This is a genomic window from Paenibacillus antibioticophila (assembly GCF_000455265.1).
GTDB classification, from domain to species: domain Bacteria; phylum Bacillota; class Bacilli; order Paenibacillales; family Paenibacillaceae; genus Fontibacillus; species Fontibacillus antibioticophila.
This window is the reverse complement of the sequence record NZ_HG005142.1, coordinates 71636-92213: the sequence shown is the minus strand read 5'-3', so window position 1 is coordinate 92213 and position 20578 is coordinate 71636. Positions and strand designations below refer to the sequence as shown.

Below are 20578 nucleotides of genomic sequence, written 5' to 3'. Positions count from 1 at the left end.
ATTTCCCGGCGGCTTCCTTGTCAAAACTTTTCAGGATACTGTTTCGCGTAGAGAGCCATTCTATAGCTGTAATCATTATAGCTATGAAAGGGGAATGTACTTTCGATGCATATAAAGAAGATGGTCCATTTATCATTGTCCGCCGCTCTAATCGCCGGGATGGTCGGTTTGACGGCCTGTGGAACTCGTACGGATAACAATAATGTCAAAACACAAAGCCTGCGAAACAATAACGTACGAAATTATGACGTAAATTCGTTGCCGCAAGGAAATCGTTTGTTTTCGCGGAGCGCGGGTAACGGTCAATCGGAGCGAATTACTTCGCTGAAATACAGTCCTGCGCTGAGCAACAAAGTTGCCGGGCTGAGCGATATTCAAACGGCTCATGTCGTCGTGACTGACCGGGATGCTTATGTAGCGGTGACGCTTCATGGAACCAATAACAATCCCGGGACAGGATCGGGCATATCGGAGATGTCGACAGGGAGGTCAACAGGGATCAATAATCACCGGGGAATGACGAATTCCAGCGGTTCGTACGGAGCAAACTCCGAGACCCGAGGAAGCGGAGGGAACGGCGGGCTGGCTCGCGGATTAACAGGGCGTTCCGGAACGGCAGGCAGCTTATTAGATATAAATCGCGGCGATGGGGGCATGGGAACCGGCACGTTCAATGGCGTCGAGAACGGTACGGAAGCCGGCAGGGTGACTGACAATGTGACTCAACAGGTAAAAGATCAGGTTACCGATGTGATTAAAAAGACAGCCCCGAATATCCGCAATGTCTATGTATCCAATGATTCCGACTTTGTATCAAGGGTCGGCAGTTATGCTACAGAATCCCGCGGCGGATCAGCACTCCAGGATATGATTTCCGACTTTCAGACGATGATTGATCGGGTGTTTCCATCCCGCGCAGGAACCATGACTGGACCGAACGGTTATGCGCCGACACAGCCGAGCGGGATTAACAATAGAGGCATGACACCGGCCGGAATCAATAATAATGGCTATTCAGGCGGAGTGACTCGTTAGAGACAGGAGTCTGTAGCAAAAGAAGAACTGTCCCTTCCCTCGGGGGAATCACGGACAGTTCTTTTTTTTACATAGACCTATTGAAGTTCACTCTGGAAGGCACGGCCCTCGACCCAAATCTTTTCCAATTGCAGGTCCGTACTGACAAGCAGCAGGTCCGCCAGCTTTCCGGTCTCGATGGAGCCGGTGGAGTGATCGATTCTTAGCAGTCGCGCCGGGTTGCCGCTTGCTGCTTCTGATGCTTGCTCTATCGTCATGCCAATCTCCTGAACCAGGTGTCGGAAGCCGCGAATCATGGTCAAGGTGCTCCCGGCCAAGGTTCCTTCATCCTCTTTAAGCGTACATACATTATCCTTGACGACGACAGGCAAATCGCCAAGCATATAATCTCCGTTCCCTAACCCAGCTGCGGACATCGCATCCGTGATCAGAATCAGATTCCGGTTATTCTTGACTTGGGCAAGCAACTGGATGCCTGCTTTATGCACATGAATCCCATCGGCAATAATCTCTGCGCTGATAGCTGGGCTGCTTAGCACGGCCCCGGCAGTTCCCGGCTTGCGATGGTGGAACGGAGTCATCGCATTGAAGGTATGCACTGCATGATGGAGACCCACTTCAACAGCCGACATGATCTCCTCATAGGTTGCATCTGTATGGCCTGCAGCAGCAACGATCGCTTGACTGCGAAGGAATGCGATAAGCTCATGCGCTCCTTCTTGTTCAGGAGCAAGGGTCACCTGCTTGATTAGGCCGGGATATTTAGCATTCCATTGCTCGACCCAAGCCTTGTTGGGAGGAACGATGTGCGCTGGATTCTGGGCGCCGGGCCAATTCGGGTTGATGAAGGGACCCTCCAAATGGACACCTGCCAGCTTGGCATAAGGCATCCCGTCCTCTATATAGCGATGAACTTCTTCCAGAACCGCATCAATAACCTCTTTTGGCATAGTCATGGTGGTGGCTAGCATCGAGGTCGTGCCTTGACTCAGGTGCAGCTTGGTAATATCATCGAATGCTTGTTTGCTTGGCGCCGAAAAATCCTGGAGCATGCCGCCGTGAACATGTATATCGATAAATCCCGGCAGGACATAGGCCCCCTGCGCATCAATAGCTTCATGGGTCGACAAGCCTGCCGAGGCGAGGCCCGGGGTTGTACCCACATAACGGATCACTCCGTTTTCTACCGAAACTGCGCCGTCCTTAATGATGCCCCGTGGAGTAACAACCTGTGCGTGGATAATTTGCAGAGAAGAGGATTCCATTAGAGAAGTCCCCCTGCGGCTTGGTCCAACACAACGACAACATTAGCGTGAGTCTGGAGCAAGGATGCCGGGCATTGAGTCGTGATCGGTCCTTTTAACGCTTTGGCCACAATTTCGGCTTTGTCGGCGCCCTTTGCCATCAACAAAATCTGCTTGGCTTGCAGGATCGTGCCAATCCCCATCGTGACCGCATGGGTTGGAACTTCTTCAATTGAAGGGAAATAGCGCGCATTGGCCTGGCGTGTTAGTTCATCCAATTCCACGATATGGGTTGGTCCGTGCAGGTTCTCGCTCGGCTCGTTAAATCCAATATGTCCGTTATGTCCCACGCCAAGCAATTGCAGGTCAATCTGTCCCGCCTTCTCCAGCAGTCGGGTATATTCTTCTGCGGCTTTCTCTGAATTTCCGGAAGGAACATGTGTATTCTCAATCGGAATATCGATATGATTGAACAGCTTTTCATTCATGAACCGGCGGTAGCTCTCCGGATGATTCTCAGGCAGACCGACATACTCATCCAGATTGTAGCTGCTGGCTTGTTTGAAGCTGACCACACCTTCACGATATAGTTCTACCAGCTTCTGATATACGCCTACAGGCGTGCCGCCGGTAGCCAGACCCAAAATAGCCCGGGGATTGGATTGCAGCAAGCTGGCGATAATACCGGCACCGGTCTCATTAAATTGTTGTTCACTGTTCACTTTAATAATATTAATCATTTTTGTTACCCTCCTTGGATATTCTGTATGCTTGAACGTTCTGATAAGAACCTTCCAATCTCGGAATGAAATCCTCGAACTCTGTACTGACCATACCTGTAAATAGAATATCGATAACATGAAGCTGAGCGATTCTGGATGCCATATCTCCCCGGCGCATCCCCTCTTCAAGTGAGGATGAGAACAAAGAGATATCAGCCATAGAGGCGAGCGAGTTGCTGCCGTATTGCGTCAGCGAGATCGTTACGGCTCCGCTGTCTCTTGCGCACCTCAGGGCATCAATGGTCTCCGGGGTTTCCCCGCTGTAGGAAATGGCAAGCGCCGCATCCCCGGCCTGAAGTCCGGACGCCGAAGTAATCTGCATATGCGAATCGGAAAATGCAGTACTATTTTTGCCGATTCGAATCAGCTTTTGATAAAAGTCCTGCGCAATAATGGAAGATGTGGCCACCCCGTATAAATCGATCCTGCTGGCCCGGCACAAAGCATGAATAGCTCTCTGGAGTGTATTCATGTCCAATAGCCGGGTTGTGTCCGTAATGGATGCCACATGGTTTGCTTCCATAGCCTGCACGATTTTGTGCAAGTCATTTCCGGCAATAATATCCTGATACTGGGCTTCCGATGTCTGATGGGCCAGCTCTCCGGCCAGCTTCATTTTGAAATCAGGAAACCCCTTGAAGTGAAAGGTTTTGCAAAAGCGCGTCACTGTAGACGGGCTAATTCCGCATGTATTGGCTAACTCCGTAATCCCAAGGTGAATTACAGCGGAGGAATGCTCCAGAATATACTCCCCCAGACGTCTCTCTTGAGGCGGGAGTGTCTCCAGATGGCTGGATACTGCATGCAAAATCGGCGACAGCATATTCTATAATCACCCTCTTTCCGGAAGAAAATTATTTTTATGTTATCATTAATATACATGAAAATTATTTTGATTTCATCATAACCAATTCTCCCGGTGAAATCAAGCAGGCATGATTTACTGTTGTGATTTGTGCAATTGCATACTACACTAAAATGGTAGAATCAAGGATTGCCGAGGTGAAAAACATTGGATTTTGACCTGGATCATTATATTGAACGCCTACTGGCTGCATGGTCTAACAGTTTTCGTAAAATCCATAGTGAAATTATGCAGCACAGTGAGCTTGGCCTGACAGGTCCCCAGTTCCAGATGCTGAGCTTGATCTACCGCAGTAAGTCCTGCAACGTCAGTTACCTGTCAGAGAAATTGGACGTTAAGCCGAGTGCGATCACCGTAATGGCTGATCGTCTAGTTCAAAGCGGTTATATCGAGCGCAGGCATGATGAACAAGACCGCCGGGCGGTGCTTCTGTCGGTCACCGAGCATGGGGCAGACGTCTATAAGGAAGCGGGGAACCGGTCGCGCAAGGTTTTAAAAGCTCACCTTTCGGATTTAACCTCACATGAATTGGAGATTCTGATTGGGGTCATCGAAAAGCTTTCGCAGAATGATGTCCCGAAATCGGACCGTGATTAAAGTCTTGAGGGAGACGGAGAGGAGCTTGCCTGCGGGCAGGCTTCTTTTCAAAATCGTTCATATAGAGCAGCTTCAAAATTATAAACGGTCTGCCGTAGAAGAGAGGCGAATTAGCGATGTATCAGCAGAAAACAAAGGAAACTGAAAACAGCGTCATCGAATTTATCGAAAATGTGGATCAACCCCAAAAACGTGAAGATGCCTATCGGCTATTGGATATGTTCAGTGAAACGACAGGCTATCCGGCAAAAATGTGGGGATCCAGCATCATCGGGTTCGGATCCTATCATTACAAATACGCCTCCGGGCATGAAGGCGATGCGCCGCTCGTGGGTTTCTCCCCGAGAAAGGCGAAGATCAGCTTGTATTTCGCAACGGGGGATGAAGCGCGGGATAACCTGCTCGAACAGTTGGGCAAGCATACAGCGGGAAAAGGCTGCGTTTATATCAATAAATTGGCGGATATTAATGAAGATATTTTAATAGCATTGATCAATCAGTCGGTTCAATTTCTGAAAGAAACTTATCCGCCGGCGGAATAGAATAACTGAAGAACGCTCCGTAATAAGATGCTGGAAAAAGAAAGGGGAAGATTTTATTTGGAAACCTATATTCTTGCTCTGGACCAAGGAACAACAAGCTCGCGGGCCATTTTATTCAACCGGGAGGGCGCTGTCGTTCATTCCGCCCAGCGCGAGTTCCCCCAGTATTTTCCCAAGCCGGGGTGGGTGGAGCAGCAGCCAAATGAAATCTGGGGCTCGATTCTCGCGGTGATCGCTTCCTGTCTGTCCGAATCCGGGGTGAAGCCGAAGCAGATCGCCGGGATTGGCATTACGAATCAGCGGGAGACGACGATCATCTGGGATAAGGAGACAGGCATGCCCGTTTATCCGGCTATCGTCTGGCAGTCGAGACAAACGGCTTCCATTTGCGAGGAATTGAAGCAAGCAGGCCATGATGAGCTTTTTCGGGATAAGACAGGACTGCTTATTGATCCCTACTTTTCCGGTACAAAGGTAAAATGGATACTTGACCATGTCGCTGGTGCCAGAGAACGGGCGGCCAGAGGTGAGCTCCTGTTTGGCACAATCGATACCTGGCTGATCTGGAAGCTGTCCGGCGGTGCGCTGCATGTTACGGATTATTCCAATGCCTCCAGAACGCTGATGTATAATATTCACTCCCTGGAGTGGGATCAGGAGCTGCTAGCTATTCTGGATGTACCCGCGGCTATGCTGCCGGAAGTGCGGTCCTCCTCCGAGATCTATGGCAACACCGTACCCTATCATTTTTTTGGCGAGGAGGTTCCGATTGCAGGTGTCGCCGGGGATCAGCAAGCTGCTTTGTTCGGCCAAACCTGCTTCGAAGAGGGAATGGTGAAGACCACCTACGGAACAGGCTGCTTCATGTTAATGTATACGGGCGAGCGGCCCGTTGAGTCGGCGCATGGACTGATTACATCGATTGCTTGGGGGATTGACGGCAAGGTAGAGTATGCCTTGGAAGGGAGCATTTTCGTGTCTGGATCGGCCATTCAATGGCTTCGGGACGGTCTGCGCATGCTTCGCGATACCAAGGATAGTGAGGTTTATGCGAGCCGTGTGGATTCGACGGAGGGAGTTTATGTGGTTCCTGCTTTTGTAGGCTTAGGCAGTCCTTATTGGGACAGTGAAGTGAGGGGAGCTGTGTTCGGGTTGACTCGGGGCACGTCGAAGGAGCATTTTATTCGTGCAACACTGGAAGCGCTGGCTTATCAGACGAAGGATATACTCACGGCCATGGAACAGGACGCAGGTATGGCGGTCTCCAAGATGCGCGTTGACGGCGGAGCCGTATCGAATGAGTTCTTGATGGGATTTCAGAGCGATATTTTGGACCTGGCCGTGGAGCGGCCGGAAGTTCGCGAGACTACAGCGCTGGGAGCAGCCTTCCTGGCTGGGCTTGCCGTAGGCTATTGGCAGGACCGGGAAGAAATCCGCCAGATCTGGAGGCTTGATCGTCGCTTTGAGCCTTCTCTGGAGGAGTCGGTTCGTTTGTCCCTCTATGAGGGCTGGAAGCGCGCGGTAAATGCGGCTATGGCCTTCAAGTAGCTCAAGCCCAAATTGCCTGCATACCGCACCATTAACCCGGTTTCTTCATAAGATGTGTTGACTGTATCCCTGAACCTTGTTAAACCAAAAACCCAAGCAAGGAGGGGTGACGCATTTTGAAGACTAGCGATCGCAACAGCAAATTTCTGTTAACACATCGTGAACGGGAAGTTTTTGAGCTCCTCGTGCAGGATAAAACGACACGGGATATTGCAGGACAGCTGTTTATCAGTGAGAAGACAGTCCGGAACCACATTTCCAATGTCATGCAAAAACTGAACGTAAAGGGCCGGGCACAGGCGGTTGTCGAGCTGATCAAGCTTGGGGAGTTGAAAATCTGACGATGTGCGGTAAGTTCCGCTCACTGTCGTCATTTGCAGTGTGAATGCAAAACTGAGAGCTTACGAGCTTCCGCATAGGAGCGAGGAGGCTCTTTTTTTTGAATTTAATAGGACTAGTTTGTATAAAAATAGACCAAGTGATCGCTGTCCATGGATGGACGGTATCGCTTGGTCTATTTTTCAAGCTCAATAGTCATAGTTTCGAAATTCACTTTGCATTTGGCTCTTATCATAAAATCAATGCCTACAATTCCATCAAATCCATAGGGTTCTTGAATCGAACCAAGCTGAATCGAAAAGTCATCTAAAATGACCTCTTCAATACGAAACTCAGAAATCTGCTGTTCATAGCAAACCTCACTCGTTCCTCCTACCCCATACATTCGCTTGGCACGTCCATTGATAAAATCAATGTAGATACCTATTGCCGCTAATGCATCGGTATCGAATACTGTTGCCGCGCAGCCTGTGTCAAATAATACATTGTTCAGCACGATAGATTGGTCATTTCGAGTTAAAGTCAAGGATACAATAGGTAAACCATTCTGTAGTCTTATCTTCATAGTTGCTGCCGCACTCCTGAGAAAAACTCTTCAACAACTTCTACATCTTTTCTACTCGTATGGAATACATACAACTCACGAGACGGATGTAACTTATGCAGCTCTTTATAGCCGCTCCACGCTTCCTGCGGATTATCGTAATCCTGAATGACTGCCATTTCCTCTAACTGACGTACGCGATTGCTGGAGCTTGCTTTGATTGCTTCGACAAGTACAAAGCGACTTGGATGCAATTCGGTAATTTCTCCCCATTTCATCGACTTCACCTCACTTGGAACTGTAGTATTCATATTATACCATAGTTACCTTAATTTTATGGTACGATTTAGTTACTAAGACCTAGCTTTGAATGGAGGGAGAGAAATGCCACCCCCTTTAACTGAAAAGGAAGTTAATCGATTATTTCAATTGTTGGATGACAATCAATTAATCTTTTTGCAGAGCTATTTGAAGCAAAGTAAAAAAAGTAAATGGTTAGAGAAACTCGCTCATAAAAAGGGAATTGTGCTGCATTCCAACGTATCAATAGATGAGGTTTGGGAAAAATTAAACGACTGGGAACTGAAAGAGATACTAGATGGTGGTTATGGTAACCGTCCGTATAAATGCGAATGTGGAATAACGCTTAGATACTGCTATATCGTTCATCATCGCAAGGAGAATAAGACATATCAGCTTGGTGAAACTTGCTTGGGGAACTATACGATGATCTCTGCTGAACTGATTAAAGATATTACGAATGGTTTTCATAAAATTGATCTTGAACGTGACGAGATACTCATTCGATATGAGCAGGGCTGGGATTTGCCGACTGATTATAACGAACTGCCTTTGACGGAAGATTTGAGAACACAAATTGATATGGGTATTCCTTTCTCATCTATTCAAGTTAATAAGATTGAGAAAATGTTTCAGCATGAATTATTGCAAGTAAGACGACAAGGAGAACTGGACAGAATAGCACAATTACGCATGCGCCAATCAGCTTTCGTTAGTTCTTCTGACGTTTCTTTATACTCCCCTTCGAGAATTCAATCCGTGACTTATGAAGATGTAATATCTCAACACTTAGCTAACTTAAAGCTAATGAGGGAGCATGAGCATAGAATTACGTATCCAATTATGCTTGAAAAGTGGAACAATGTGCAGGACATGATAAAAGGTTTAAAGCGAGGAGAGAATTTTGACTATTCAAAGTTTTTATCTCGGATGTTTGAACTATTGTATTATCTGAACTTGTATTAAAAGGGGCATAAAACATGTTAATGTACGAATTGGAAGAGATTAAAACTGCAGAAATTCTCAATGAATTGATTCGTGAGACTTATCGAAATCACAACTTGTATGAAGTGCTGAAGTTGATAAAAATGACGGGGATTTGTGTAGATTTTTTTGGTTCAGGCAAACCAAAAAATGAAAAATTGTATAATAGAGCAATGGAAACAGTACACAGCTTAATATCCAATAATGATGAGACCAAAAAACTTAAAGAGTTTCAGTCAGAAGTTTCAATACTGAATAGTTTATATAAAAAGTTGACTGATGGGTCAAGTCCATTATTGTGTGTAAAATCCTCGTCAGAGATTGTCTAGCCGATCCGAACTACTTTTGAATCTCCTTTTTTCCTGTTCTTGCGCCATTCTAGAAACTCAGTCATTTCGAGATACTTTTTGCCCATGGACCACTTTTCATCTTGTTCCATTAGCAACGCCCCAAGAAGACGGAGCACCGACTCACGGTTTGGAAATATGCGAATAACACGCTCTCTGCGCCGAATTTCGGCGTTTAAACGTTCTACCGCATTGGTTGTACGAGTACGCTTTCTATACTCAGGAGGAAGCACTAAAACGGCTGTAGCATCGTCAAATCCAGCCTCCAAGATCTCCATGGCTTTGGAGGCTTTTTATCTGAAAAAGGCTCGTGAATTATCGCAGCTTTTGGATATCGAAAAAAAACAAATTGAAACAGATTAACCATCAAGATTTAGTTTTAAAGTTACAACAAGCGTGTGACTTAATCGAGCAGTCCATTATTGAGTTGGATAATTATGAAGGTATGTTATCTGGGGAAAGAAAAAGAAGGCTAGACCAAAAGCTGATATTGATTTCCGAGAAATTGACTCGATAACAGTTGATAATTTCTTAATTAAGGATAGCTATTCAGTATACAAATATTTCGAAGAGGTATTGTTCACTGAATATGTATTAAATCCAGACGATATACTCAAAGTCTCATTATCTGATCTTAAGTATATGTATTATTTACTAACGAGTATTCAGATTAAGGGCAAAACCACTAAAAATGAAGTTTTCGGTAGTATTAAGTCATATTTGGACAATCAAAAGAGAACTAAAACAATGCTGTAGCTAAATTTTTTCGGCGTGTTTCAAACCACATCAAGCCTCCGCCCTGCTTGTTATGCGGGAGCGGAGGCTTTTGCGTTAAACGTCCAAGGGCGTGACGCTATGCCCTGCCGTCATGGCGGGGGTGTCGGGCTGGAACGGAGTCCGGATTTCGGACAACTCTCCATTGAGCGTTCGAAGTCCGGGAAGGAGCAGCATGACGCAGGAGCTGAAGATCGGGAGCAGCCCGGCGGCCAAAAACATCGTCTGCACGCCGTAATGCTCGGCGACGATACTCCCGGCAAACGTCCCCACCGGATACAGGGCACCGCCGATCAAGAAACGGTTCGCATTTACGCGGCCCTGTAAACGGTCGGGAACGAGTTTGCCATGCAGGGAAGAACTCAGGGAGCCGAAGAAGGGCCCGCAGGCGCCCGTAGCAAACAGTGCCGCCAGAGCAACCGGATAGCTCCGAGTTAGACCGAGGATGGCGTTGAAGCATCCGATTGCCGCCAGACTAAAGACCATAACCAACCGCCGCTGCTTGATATCGCCCAGCCAGGAGATCAATCCAAGCCCCGTCAGGGAGCCCAAAGCGGTAGCGGTCGTGAAGGTCCCCATCGCTGCGGCGTCCAGCTGCAGGACTTCGCTGACGAACGGAACCATCATCGTCCAGATGGCGCCTTGGCACATATTGCTGATCGAAACCATGACCATGACGGCGAACATGGCCGGAACCTGCCTGTAAAACGAAAAGCCTTCGATGATCTCCCGCAGATAAGCGGCGATGGAAGCGGAAGGAGTCTCGTTCCGGCGCGTACTCTTCGGCAAAAACAGCAGCATGGCGATAGCCGCCAGGTAACAGGCCGCATTGATTCCCAATGCGGGCAGCGACCCGAATCCGGCCACTACACCGCCTGCGATCGCCGGACCGACCAAGGCTGCCGCATTCCGGGATCCGTCGATCATGGCGAAAGCCCGGGTCAGTTTGCGGGAACCGGCTGCTTCCGGCACGAGGGCCATGGCTGTCGGCATAAACAGGGCCGAGCAAGAGCCGCTAAGTCCGGCCGCCAGGAACAAGTGCCATAACTGCAGATGCCCGGCCAAGCCGGCGATCCAGGGCAGAAGAATGGCAGTCAGCCGCACGGCGGCCAGTCCTGCCATGAGGCGGTGCCGGGGCAATCGGTCGGAGAGCGGCGAACCGAGCAGGCGAATCATCAGCTCCGGAATGCCGGAAGAGAGAGCGAGTGCTCCCATCGCCAGTTTTGAGCCGGTGATTTCATAAACCAGCCACTCCATGGCAAGCAAGCCAAACGCATCTCCGAATCCGCTTAAGGCGGTCGTTGACAGCAGCCCGTAATAAGCCCGATGCTTCAAGGCAATCATCTCCTTATTTCACCACGACCGGATCGGCAAGTTCGCCGCTCGCGAAATAGTCGTCGATTTGACCGGACAACCCGTTTAACGCTTCGCGGCGCAGGCTGTATTCGACCGACTTGAACTCAGAGCTTTTGGCCTGGTAATGCACGATCACCAATCCGGCCGCCCGAAGGGCGATCAAGTGGTAATGGATCGTGCTCTTGGAGATGGCGATATCGCGGGCAATTTCGGTAAATGTCATCTGTTTTCGGGCCAGCAGCCGGAGAATGCGAAGCCGGGTTTCATCCGACAACGCCCGGGTCAAGCGAAGCAGAGCAGGAGCGGGGTAGCCCGGGGCCGGAGGAAACAGGTCGCATGAATATTGGGTGAAAATCATCGTCTCGAAGATGCTGGAAGTCACCAGCGGGCGAGAATGGTATTGGGGGATGAGCACGACCCGGGCTAGAGCATCGCCTGGATATAAACGCATCCCGTTCGTCGCCATCTCGTAGATGTCCATACCGCTTGTTTCGCCGCCCAATCGGGACTTCAAGGCGGACGCTTCCTGCTCCAGACCTTCGATGATCCGGGGGTCGATCGTGGAAAAATAATGCAAATGCCATTCCTGCAACACCTCGCAGGCCGCATCCCGAAGCTCCGCAAGATTGGCGGGGACGGATTGGCTGCAAGCCGCTGAAATTTCGTACAGTTCACCCAACGACAATCCGGAGAACCATTCCAAAAATCGGGTAACTGTACGCGGACCCGGGCATTTCCAAATAAACGGAGACAGGCTGAAGTCATCCAGCAGTTTGACCGACACTCGCATTTTCTGCAGCTTCGCAGGCGCAAACCGCTCCTGAATATCCTTCACCCATGGTTTTCCGGCATCCAGGGCACCGTGGTTTTGTTTGGCGAAAAAGGCCGTCAGGCTTGCCGCGCATTCATAAATTGGAGCAAAATCCGCTTCGATTTGATAGTCCATCACGCTTCTCTTCCCTTCTCTTTCCTGCCCTTTTCCTTCCTTGAACAAAGCAGGCATTACAATATTCTTTAGTTCTATAAATATAGAACAACATTATTGTTCTATAATAATAGAATCTATTGAGTTATGCAAGCTTATCGAACCGATAACGGACCTTTGGCCCTTACCAGGGTAACAGGTATAAGGAAGGTCTGTTTGTATCGGAGTTCATTCGGACGGTCTGATATCAAAAAAAACCGCCCCATGGGGACGGCTTTTCGAAATTGAGGTTTACAGCGACTTCAAATATTCAACAATCGTCAGTAGACCTTTGTCAAAGTTTTCTAAATGGAAATGCTCATTCGGAGCGTGCAGGTTTTCATTCGGCAAGCCGAAGCCCATCATGACGGCAGGAGCCTTCAGAACACGGGACAAGGTCTCAACGATTGGAATAGAGCCGCCATCCTTCGTGAACAATGCACGGGTTCCATAGACTTTTTCATAAGCATCTGCAGCCTTTTGCAGCATCGGGTCGGACGGATCGATAGAGAATGCGCGGGCCCGCTCCAGCTGCTTCACTTCAAGCTTGGCGCCAGGAAGCAGCTGGGCTTGAAGATGGGCTTCAATCTTATCAAGCACATCCTGCGGATCCTGATCTCCTACGAGCCGGCAGGTGATCTTGGCATGGGCTTCCTTCGGGATGACCGTCTTGGTTCCCTCCCCTTGGAATCCGCCGTACACACCGTTTAATTCCAGTGTCGGACGAACACCGGTGCGGGCGATGAATCCGAAGCCTTCCTCACCGTACAGCGTGTCCAGGGCAAGGGTTTGTTTCAGCCCTTCCTCGCTGAATTGAAGCTTCTCGATTTCTTCGCGAATCAGATCGGTCATCTCAGGCACACCTTCATAGAAGCCCTCGACGGCAACCCGGCCTTGCTTATCATGCAGCGAAGCCAACAGATCGACCAGCACATGAAGTGAATTCGGCACTCCGCCACCATATGTCCCGGAATGCAAATCCGTATTTGCCGTTCTTACGCTAACCTCAAGAGAACACAATCCGCGCAGACCGGTACAAATGGCCGGCTTGCCTGGTTCCAGCAAGGCGGTATCAGAGATCAGAACGACATCGGCGGCCAGCTTGTCCTGATGTTCGGTCAGGAAGGACGGGAGATTCGGACTTGTTACCTCTTCTTCACCTTCAATACAGAACTTGAGGTTGACCGGCAGTTCTTTATCCAATTGAAGAAGGGCTTCGGCGGCCTTTACATGAAGAAATATTTGCCCTTTATCATCGGTAGCTCCCCGGGCAAACAATTTGTTATCGCGAATGGTGGGCTCGAATGGTGGGCTTTCCCATAACTCCAGCGGGTCTACAGGTTGTACATCGTAATGTCCATAGACCAAGACCGTAGGCTTGCCAGGAGCATGTACATGCTCACCGTAAACAATCGGATGACCGTCTGTCGGATAAATTTCTACTTGCTCCATGCCGGCACGGCGAAGGGAGTCGGCAACCCATTCAGCGGCTCGGTTCATATCGGATTTATGTTCGGATAGAGCGGAAATACTCGGTATCGAGATCAGTTCGCCCAGTTCCTGTAAATGCTTGTCTTTGTTGCTCTGAAAATAGCTTTGGTAATCCATCGTTATCATTTCCTCCCGGACGTTAGTTTCCCTCCCATTTTACACCTTTTTGCACGATAACAGAAATAACCGGCGGTAAATTCTGCGACTCAGATTAAAATTGCCTTAAAAAATGTGCATCTTTTTTAGGATTCCTTAAGGTATAACCTGCATTAATCTGATAAAGTCATAAGAGTATAAGTTTGTACAAGAATGAAGGGAGTCAGCGATCGAATGGAAGATAAGGACAAGGAGTTAGAAATCGTCCCGGGCGGACAAGCAGAAGAGGATGCGCTTACAGAGGGAAGTGTTGACACACCTGCAGAAGAGAAGCCTTTAGAGACAGGCGGCACCGCGGCTGAAGACACAGAGACCCAGCCTTTGGAAGAGATTGCGAATGAAGAGGAAACTGAAAGCGACGAGTCTTTGACAGTAATGGCTCCGGTTCATGATGAATCAACCAAGGAGAACGGCTCGTTATCGAATAACGGGAATGGCGGCAGCAACAAGGTCTGGTTATTTACTTCACTGGCACTTGTGGTTGTGCTGATTATTGTGCTGGTCAAGCCGCCATTTGCAACGAACAAGGCAGAAGCGGTAGCTACGGTAAATGGAGTGGAAATTTCCAAGGACCGTCTATATGAAGAATTAAGCTCCGCCACCAAGCAATCCGCACTTGATCAATTGATTATGGAGGAGCTTGTCAATCAAGAGGCAGTGAAGCAGAGCGTTGAGGTTACGGAGAGCGACATTGACGCGGAAGTTGCAGATCTGGAAAAGTCCTTCGGCTCAAAGGAAGCACTTGAAAGCGCACTGGTATCTAACGGTATGAGCATGGAAGTGCTTCGTGAAAATATTCAGTTGAAATTGTTAATGACGAAGCTGCTTGAGCCGCAAATCACGGTCACGGATGATGAAGTCAAGCAAACGTTTGAAGATTACAAATCGTCATTCGATACACCGGAGCAAGTTCGGGCCTCGTTGATTGTTGTCGCTACGGAAGAAGAAGCGAATGATGTAATCAAGCAATTGAAGGAAGGCAAGGACTTTGCAGAGCTGGCTGCTAGTGTGTCATTGGATGAATACACCAAGGCTAACGGCGGCGATACAGATTTCTTTGCCCGCGGAGAGCAGGAGGAAGCGATTGAAGAGGCGGCTTTCGCGCTTGCCAAGGATGAAGTCAGCGAAGCTGTCAAGACAAGCGGCGGTTATACTGTAATCAAGGTTACGGACCGTATTGAAGCACGCTCGGCGACCTATGAGGAAGAGAAGGATTATATCCGTAAAACGCTGGTATCCAACCAAGTATCGGAGCTGAGCAACAGCTGGATTGAGGGCCTGCGCAGCAACGCAACAATCACGAATACCTTCACAGATTCATCGGATGACGAAGCAAACACAGAAGCAGCAGAATAACTGGAATGATAGAGGGGCCTGAACAGGCACCCTCTTTTTTTAATGAGTGTTTGTACAGGATGATTCATTGGAGGTACAATTAAGGCTATATACATATGGAACAGAACAGAGCTCAAACTGGAGGAGAGATCATGGCGGAATGGTATGAGCACAGCTTTGGTGAAGACTACTTGCTTGTATATAAGCATCGTGATACTCAGGGGGCTAGACGAGAAGTCGAGCGCATGGTTGAGTGGCTGAAGCTGCCGCAGGAAGCGAAGGTTCTTGATCTGTGCTGTGGAATGGGACGCCACTCCATGGCGTTGGTGGAAGCTGGCTTTGTAGTAACTGGCGTTGATTTATCGGAGGTCCTGTTGCGTGAAGCCCGAAGAAATGACCCGGAGCACCGGGTGACATGGCTTCAAGCGGATATGCGGAGGCTGCCGTTAGCGGGCGGATTTGATGCGGTTGTGAACCTGTTCAGCTCCTTCGGCTACTTCAAGGAGGACCATGAGCATATTCAAGTGCTGCGCGAGATTAAGCGGGTATTAAAACCGGAGGGAAGGTTCATCATTGACTACCTGAATCCGAGGTATACTGCAGATCACTTGGTTCCAGAGTCTGAACGGATGGATGACGGCCAGCGAATTGTGGAGCGTAGAGTGATTCAGAATGGGTATGTCATGAAGCGGATCTGGATTTCTCAAGTAGATAAGAGCGAAGGAGACGATCAGGTGGAACCCCGTGAATACCTGGAGCGGATCAAGCTGTATACTGCTGAACAATTTACCGCTATGCTTGGAGAGGCCGGACTTACATTGGAGCGAATTTACGGAAGCCATGCAGGCGAGAGCTACGATCCGATAATGTCTCCACGTATGATCCTGTTGGGTGGATGCCAATGAACCGGCAGATGATACAGGACTGGGACGAATATGGGATTCACGCCGTGCATATTCCGATGGCTCCCCCGCTCCGATGGGTAAACAGCTATGTTTTGCAAGGAAATGGAGAGATAACACTGGTTGATCCCGGGCCCCGTACCGATGAATCCATAGCAACATGGGAGCAGGCGCTGGGAGAATTGGGGATTCAGGCTCCGGAGATTACCTCCATCGTAGTGACTCACCATCACCCGGATCACTACGGTCTGGCGGGATACATGCAGTCCCTTAGTGGAGCCAAGGTTTATATGTCCCGCCGTGCCTATGAAGAAGCCCAACTGATGTGGGGGAAGGGGCAGCGAATCAACGAAGAGCTGAGCGCCTTATTTGCTCAGCATGGAATGCCGGACTCCTGGCTCGCCCAGCTTCCTGGACATCTGGACAGCTTTCTTTCTCAAGTGGAGCCGCAGCCTGAGCTCACATTTATTGCGGACGGAGAGGTCCTTCGATTAGGAGATCGCAGCTGGACGGCTATCGAAACGGCAGGCCATGCCCCTGGACACCTATCGCTCTACGAGGATGGACAAGGAATCATCTTATGCGGAGATGCGGTCCTTCCGCAAATATCGCCGAATATCAGTCTGCTTCCCGGAAGTGACCCGAACCCGCTGTATTCCTTCCTGCAATCTTTGGACAAGCTGAAGGGCTTCCGGGTAAGTGTGGCGTTCCCGGGACACCGAAATCCCTTCTCCGGCTTTACTGAGCGAATTGACCGACTGCTGCTGCATCATGAGGAACGCTTGGAAAAGATTGAGGCTTTGCTGGACGACGGGGAGCGAAGCGGCTTTGATATTTGCGAGGCTCTGTTTGGCACCGAATTGGGCATTCATCAGATGCGATTTGCCATGGCGGAGACATTAGCGCACCTGTTTGAATTAGTACGGCGGGGAAGGCTCGAGATTAGTAATTCAAATTCACATATCCGGTTTGGCTCAACAAGAATGAAAAACCGCTTGGAGTGAAAGAGTAAATCTCTTTTCTCCAAACGGTTTTTTAATGGAGCTAACGGACGATATCTTTGCCGAGCGTATCCTCGCCCTGCTCCTGTTCCCGCTCCGCCTGCTTGCGATGAGCAATCCGGCTGCTGGCCGACGCTGCGACCGCACCGACGATATCGTCGAGGAACGTATTGCATGGCCCTAGTGTCTTATCGTTAAGACGCTCCAGAATGCCGGGCTTCAATTTGTCCACGTATCCATAGTTCGTAAATCCGATGCTTCCGTACACATTGACGATGGAAAAGGCCAGAATCTCATCCACGCCGTACAGTCCCTCGTCATTAGCGACCATATCCTGCAATTCAGGGATCAAAAGTCCCTGCTCCGCCAGTAAATCAAGCTGAATACCGGTTAGCACAGCATTCTGAACCTCTCGCTTACTCAGCACCTGCTCCACATTATGAATGCATTCCTCTATGGCCAGGTCAGGATAATATTTCTTCTGCAGCAGCATCACTAATTCTGCGATTTCCTCGATCTTTACCCCGCGCTTCTCGAGCCATAACATCGTGGCATCTGCCACCTTCTTGCTGTTCAGGCTATAAGGAGCCTTCGTCTTCCGTTCTTCTGTTTCGATCTTCATCACCTACTCCTAACTGTATTCAAGCTATAGCTATGATGCAGTGTGTCCATCTTGGTGCAAAAAGATAGTTATTTTTCAAAAAGGGGCTCGTATACATAGTAATAGAGGTTGTCTGAAAAGTCATCTTTTAGAGGTTGTTCAAACGCGCACTTTTAGACAGTCAAGATCAGATTAGGAGGAGTCCCTGTCATGAGAATAAGCCGATTGCTTCGAATTACAGCAATGTGCAGCATACTTGCCGTTCCGCTCGTGTTATCGGGATGCGGACTGTTTGGCGCGGGTCCTGCTGCGCAGATCGATCCGCCACCCAGCGATATTGAGACCCAGATGCTTCAATCTCTCGAATCCTCGGACCAGACAAGCCTGGAACTGGAGGAATCGCTGTCGACGGTCTATTTGCAGGACGAACAGGGATGGCTGGCTCCCGTGTCGCTTCATTTACCTTCGGGTGAAGCGCAATCCAGGGTTGGACGCCAATTGGAAATGCTGGTCAAGGACAGCCCGTATCAGGCGCTGATTCCATCCGGGTTCAGCGGCGTGCTTCCTGCAGGAACTCAGGTGGAGGCTGTTACCATTAAAGAGGATGAGAAGCTGGCGATGGTGGAATTCAACCAGGCCTTTGGCGGTTATGATGCTGCTGACGAGCGGAAGATTATGGAGGCGGTAACCTGGACGCTCTTGGGGAATGAAGGCGTGGAAAAGGTACAGATCTGGATGGCTGGAGCCAAGCTGAACGAAATGCCGGTTGGCAAAACACCAATGGATCGTCCTTTGACACGTGCACTAGGCATCAATCTGGAGCTTGGCGAGGGCATGAGCTTCTCCCAGACTCGCCCGGTTACGCTTTATTTTGCGGCTACAAATCCCGATGGAGCGCCATACTATGTTCCTGTGACGAGGTTTGTCTCCACAGGCAAAAATGCGGTTACAGCTGCGCTAAGTGAACTGATCGAAGGCCCGGTTAAAGGTAATGGCCTGGAAAGCGTTCTGACTGGCGGGACGGTTCTCAAGGCGGTTGAACTATCGGAGGACGGGGTTATCACCGTTTCCCTCGAGGACGATATGTTCGAAGCGGGAGATAAGCCGCCGGCTCAGATGCTGCAGTCCCTCGTTCTGACCGTGACGGAGAATGCACAGAACTATAAGGTCAGAGTATGGCTAAATGGACAGAAGGATGTGGTCGGGATGGATAATCAGCAATATGGCGAACCTGTACTTCGTCCGGCCAATATTAATGAAATCAAGCTGTAGACAGGTAAAGTGAAATTAAAAATGGAGCAGAAGACCGGGCCTGCGGAAGCAGGCCCTTTTCACCGCATTTCCCCAACCGCTGTCAACAGAGGGGAATGGAAGGGTGCTTTTATGACCACACTTTGATAGAATAAGGACAGCATTTAGGCATCTCGAAGACAGCAAGAACATGTAGGAGGCAATGATGATGAGAATAAATGGCCGGGAAGCCAACGAGCGGCGATCGATGAAGATGACCGTGGATTATAACAAATATGCGGAGGGATCGGTCTACATAGAAGTTGGTGACACAAAAGTGCTTTGCACGGCTACCGTGGAAGAGAAGGTCCCTATGTTCATGAAAGGGCAGGGGAAGGGCTGGGTTACAGCTGAATACGCCATGCTGCCGCGGGCAACTCACAGCCGCAATCAGCGCGAATCGGCCAAAGGAAAGCAGAGCGGACGAACGATGGAAATCCAGCGTCTGATCGGCCGGGCTCTGCGTTCTGTCGTAGACCTGTCCGCCCTGGGCGAACGTTCAATCACGGTGGACTGCGATGTGCTTCAAGCAGATGGCGGAACCCGGACGACCTCGATTACGGGAGCGTTTGTAGCGCTGGCAATTGCAGTGAATAAACTGGCGGTTAAGCATTCGTTGCCGGTGTTTCCCATCACCGATTTTCTAGCGGCAGTCAGCGTAGGCGTCGTAGGTGACCGGCAATTGCTTGATTTGAACTATGAGGAAGACTCCAAGGCCAAGGTGGATATGAATGTAGTCATGACTGGGCAAGGCCAATTCGTGGAGCTTCAGGGCACAGGTGAAGAAAGACCCTTTACAAGGCAGGAGCTGGATGGCTTGCTGGAGCTGGCCGGGCAGGGGATTTATGAAATGATTGAGCAGCAGCGCGAGGCCCTGGGGCCGATTGCGTTGAAAATTACTGAAGGAAAAGCGGGGGCGAATGTGTAATGGAACGCAGTGAGTCCGTCATTGTAGTAGCTACCCGAAATCAGGGCAAGGTGAGAGAGTTCGCTCATGCCCTTGCTTTTCTCGGTAAACCGGTCAAAAGCATGTATGATTATCCGGAGGTTCCGGACATCGTTGAGGATGGAGAGACCTTTGCTGATAATGCCAGAAAGAAGGCCAAGACTGCCGGCGATATCCTCGGACAACCGGTGCTTGCAGATGACTCCGGTCTCTGTGTGGATTTACTTGGCGGTGCTCCGGGCGTCTATTCGGCTCGTTATGCAGGAGAGGGCGCTACAGATGAAGACAACAATAACAAGCTGCTCCGTGAGCTGGAGAAGCAGAAGCAAGGCGAAGATACGGAGCAGCCACTGCTGGGCACGGCTCGCTTCATTTGCCACCTTGCTTTGTATGATCCGGCTACCGGTGATTTTACGGAAGCATCAGGCTCTGTTGAAGGGTGGATCACCTCGACACCGGCAGGAGACGGCGGCTTCGGCTATGATCCGCTGTTTTACCTTCCGGATTATGAGAAGACGATGTCTGAGCTGACGCTCGAGGAGAAGCAGGCCATAAGTCACCGCGGTGCGGCGCTCCGCGAGCTGGCTGCGAAGCTGAAGGCGTAAGCGGCGGAGTCAGACAGCCTTATATAACGG

22 protein-coding genes and 1 pseudogene are annotated in these 20578 nt (G+C 49.6%); 13 read left to right on the top strand and 10 right to left on the bottom strand.

The window, feature by feature from the left end; genetic code table 11:
- Window positions 1–120 precede the first annotated feature (120 nt).
- Entirely contained in the window at window positions 121–1035 is a 915-nt protein-coding gene (locus tag TX85_RS20815) for a YhcN/YlaJ family sporulation lipoprotein (protein WP_158297363.1), read from the top strand.
- Between the two features lie 77 nt (window positions 1036–1112).
- Here the strand turns inward: TX85_RS20815 and nagA are convergent, their stop codons facing one another.
- From nagA to TX85_RS20800, 3 genes are read right to left on the bottom strand one after another with little or no spacing between them, the layout of a single operon-like run.
- Window positions 1113–2300, bottom strand: coding sequence for an N-acetylglucosamine-6-phosphate deacetylase (gene nagA / locus TX85_RS20810; RefSeq protein WP_044481802.1), 1188 nt, complete (start codon window positions 2298–2300; stop codon window positions 1113–1115).
- Window positions 2300–3019 (bottom strand): glucosamine-6-phosphate deaminase, encoded by a 720-nt coding sequence (nagB, locus tag TX85_RS20805; protein ID WP_081671829.1) that lies wholly within the window; start codon window positions 3017–3019, stop codon window positions 2300–2302. Before nagB ends, nagA begins: the two co-directional genes overlap by 1 nt.
- Window positions 3012–3881 (bottom strand): MurR/RpiR family transcriptional regulator, encoded by an 870-nt coding sequence (locus TX85_RS20800; RefSeq protein WP_044482139.1) that lies wholly within the window; start codon window positions 3879–3881, stop codon window positions 3012–3014. The genes nagB and TX85_RS20800 overlap by 8 nt, the downstream gene beginning before the upstream one ends.
- A gap of 192 nt (window positions 3882–4073) precedes the next feature.
- On the opposite strand from TX85_RS20800, the gene TX85_RS20795 reads away from it, so the two are divergent.
- The 4 genes from TX85_RS20795 (at window position 4074) to TX85_RS20780 (ending at window position 6954) form a co-directional block, all read left to right on the top strand.
- Window positions 4074–4523, top strand: coding sequence for a MarR family winged helix-turn-helix transcriptional regulator (locus TX85_RS20795; RefSeq protein ID WP_044481801.1), 450 nt, complete (start codon window positions 4074–4076; stop codon window positions 4521–4523).
- A 116-nt stretch (window positions 4524–4639) separates the two neighbouring features.
- A complete protein-coding gene (locus TX85_RS20790) occupies window positions 4640–5065 on the top strand; it encodes a DUF1801 domain-containing protein (RefSeq protein WP_044481800.1) in 426 nt (141 codons plus the stop codon).
- A gap of 57 nt (window positions 5066–5122) precedes the next feature.
- Window positions 5123–6613: a glycerol kinase GlpK gene (glpK, locus tag TX85_RS20785; RefSeq protein ID WP_044481799.1), complete on the top strand. Its 1491-nt coding sequence runs from the start codon at window positions 5123–5125 to the stop codon at window positions 6611–6613.
- Window positions 6614–6729: 116 nt separating this feature from the next.
- Window positions 6730–6954 (top strand): helix-turn-helix domain-containing protein, encoded by a 225-nt coding sequence (locus tag TX85_RS20780; RefSeq protein ID WP_044481798.1) that lies wholly within the window; start codon window positions 6730–6732, stop codon window positions 6952–6954.
- A 173-nt stretch (window positions 6955–7127) separates the two neighbouring features.
- Here TX85_RS20780 and TX85_RS20775 read toward each other — a convergent pair whose 3' ends face one another.
- Window positions 7128–7517: a pepsin/retropepsin-like aspartic protease family protein gene (locus TX85_RS20775; RefSeq protein ID WP_044481797.1), complete on the bottom strand. Its 390-nt coding sequence runs from the start codon at window positions 7515–7517 to the stop codon at window positions 7128–7130.
- Complete coding sequence (locus TX85_RS20770) at window positions 7514–7774, bottom strand: hypothetical protein (protein ID WP_044481796.1); 261 nt, start codon at window positions 7772–7774, stop codon at window positions 7514–7516. The genes TX85_RS20775 and TX85_RS20770 overlap by 4 nt, the downstream gene beginning before the upstream one ends.
- Before the next feature lie 106 nt (window positions 7775–7880).
- Between TX85_RS20770 and TX85_RS20765 the strand changes: the two genes are divergently transcribed.
- Complete coding sequence (locus TX85_RS20765) at window positions 7881–8762, top strand: hypothetical protein (protein WP_044481795.1); 882 nt, start codon at window positions 7881–7883, stop codon at window positions 8760–8762.
- Between the two features lie 14 nt (window positions 8763–8776).
- On the top strand, window positions 8777–9109 hold the full coding sequence (locus tag TX85_RS20760; RefSeq protein WP_044481794.1) for a hypothetical protein: 333 nt from the start codon (window positions 8777–8779) through the stop codon (window positions 9107–9109).
- Here the strand turns inward: TX85_RS20760 and TX85_RS20755 are convergent.
- The 4 genes and pseudogenes from TX85_RS20755 to TX85_RS20735 all read right to left on the bottom strand — a co-directional run.
- Window positions 9106–9420 (bottom strand): annotated as a pseudogene (locus TX85_RS20755) (transposase); the annotation flags it as partial. The gene TX85_RS20760 and the pseudogene TX85_RS20755 overlap by 4 nt on opposite strands.
- Before the next feature lie 538 nt (window positions 9421–9958).
- Window positions 9959–11236, bottom strand: a complete 1278-nt coding sequence (locus TX85_RS20745; protein WP_044481791.1) for an MFS transporter — start codon at window positions 11234–11236, stop codon at window positions 9959–9961.
- Between the two features lie 13 nt (window positions 11237–11249).
- A complete protein-coding gene (locus TX85_RS25525) occupies window positions 11250–12203 on the bottom strand; it encodes an ArsR/SmtB family transcription factor (protein WP_158297361.1) in 954 nt (317 codons plus the stop codon).
- A 270-nt stretch (window positions 12204–12473) separates the two neighbouring features.
- A complete protein-coding gene (locus TX85_RS20735) occupies window positions 12474–13829 on the bottom strand; it encodes a dipeptidase (protein ID WP_187375184.1) in 1356 nt (451 codons plus the stop codon).
- 213 nt (window positions 13830–14042) lie between these two features.
- Between TX85_RS20735 and TX85_RS20730 the strand changes: the two genes are divergently transcribed.
- From TX85_RS20730 to TX85_RS20720, 3 genes are all read left to right on the top strand, one after another.
- Window positions 14043–15224: a foldase protein PrsA gene (locus TX85_RS20730; RefSeq protein ID WP_044481789.1), complete on the top strand. Its 1182-nt coding sequence runs from the start codon at window positions 14043–14045 to the stop codon at window positions 15222–15224.
- A 131-nt stretch (window positions 15225–15355) separates the two neighbouring features.
- On the top strand, window positions 15356–16108 hold the full coding sequence (locus TX85_RS20725) for a class I SAM-dependent methyltransferase (RefSeq protein WP_044481788.1): 753 nt from the start codon (window positions 15356–15358) through the stop codon (window positions 16106–16108).
- Entirely contained in the window at window positions 16105–17109 is a 1005-nt protein-coding gene (locus TX85_RS20720) for an MBL fold metallo-hydrolase (protein ID WP_044481787.1), read from the top strand. Before TX85_RS20725 ends, TX85_RS20720 begins: the two co-directional genes overlap by 4 nt.
- 40 nt (window positions 17110–17149) lie before the next feature.
- Here TX85_RS20720 and TX85_RS20715 read toward each other — a convergent pair whose 3' ends face one another.
- Window positions 17150–17728, bottom strand: coding sequence for a phosphatidylglycerophosphatase A family protein (locus tag TX85_RS20715; protein WP_044481786.1), 579 nt, complete (start codon window positions 17726–17728; stop codon window positions 17150–17152).
- A 189-nt stretch (window positions 17729–17917) separates the two neighbouring features.
- Here TX85_RS20715 and TX85_RS20710 point away from each other — a divergent pair, with 189 nt between their 5' ends.
- The 3 genes from TX85_RS20710 (at window position 17918) to TX85_RS20700 (ending at window position 20548) form a co-directional block, all read left to right on the top strand.
- On the top strand, window positions 17918–18979 hold the full coding sequence (locus tag TX85_RS20710; RefSeq protein WP_044481785.1) for a GerMN domain-containing protein: 1062 nt from the start codon (window positions 17918–17920) through the stop codon (window positions 18977–18979).
- Window positions 18980–19163: 184 nt separating this feature from the next.
- Window positions 19164–19925 carry a ribonuclease PH gene (gene rph, locus TX85_RS20705; protein ID WP_044481784.1) on the top strand — a complete coding sequence of 254 codons (762 nt, stop codon included), beginning with the start codon at window positions 19164–19166 and terminating at the stop codon, window positions 19923–19925.
- Complete coding sequence (locus tag TX85_RS20700; RefSeq protein ID WP_044481783.1) at window positions 19925–20548, top strand: XTP/dITP diphosphatase; 624 nt, start codon at window positions 19925–19927, stop codon at window positions 20546–20548. The genes rph and TX85_RS20700 overlap by 1 nt, the downstream gene beginning before the upstream one ends.
- The last annotated feature ends 30 nt before the right edge of the window (window positions 20549–20578 follow it).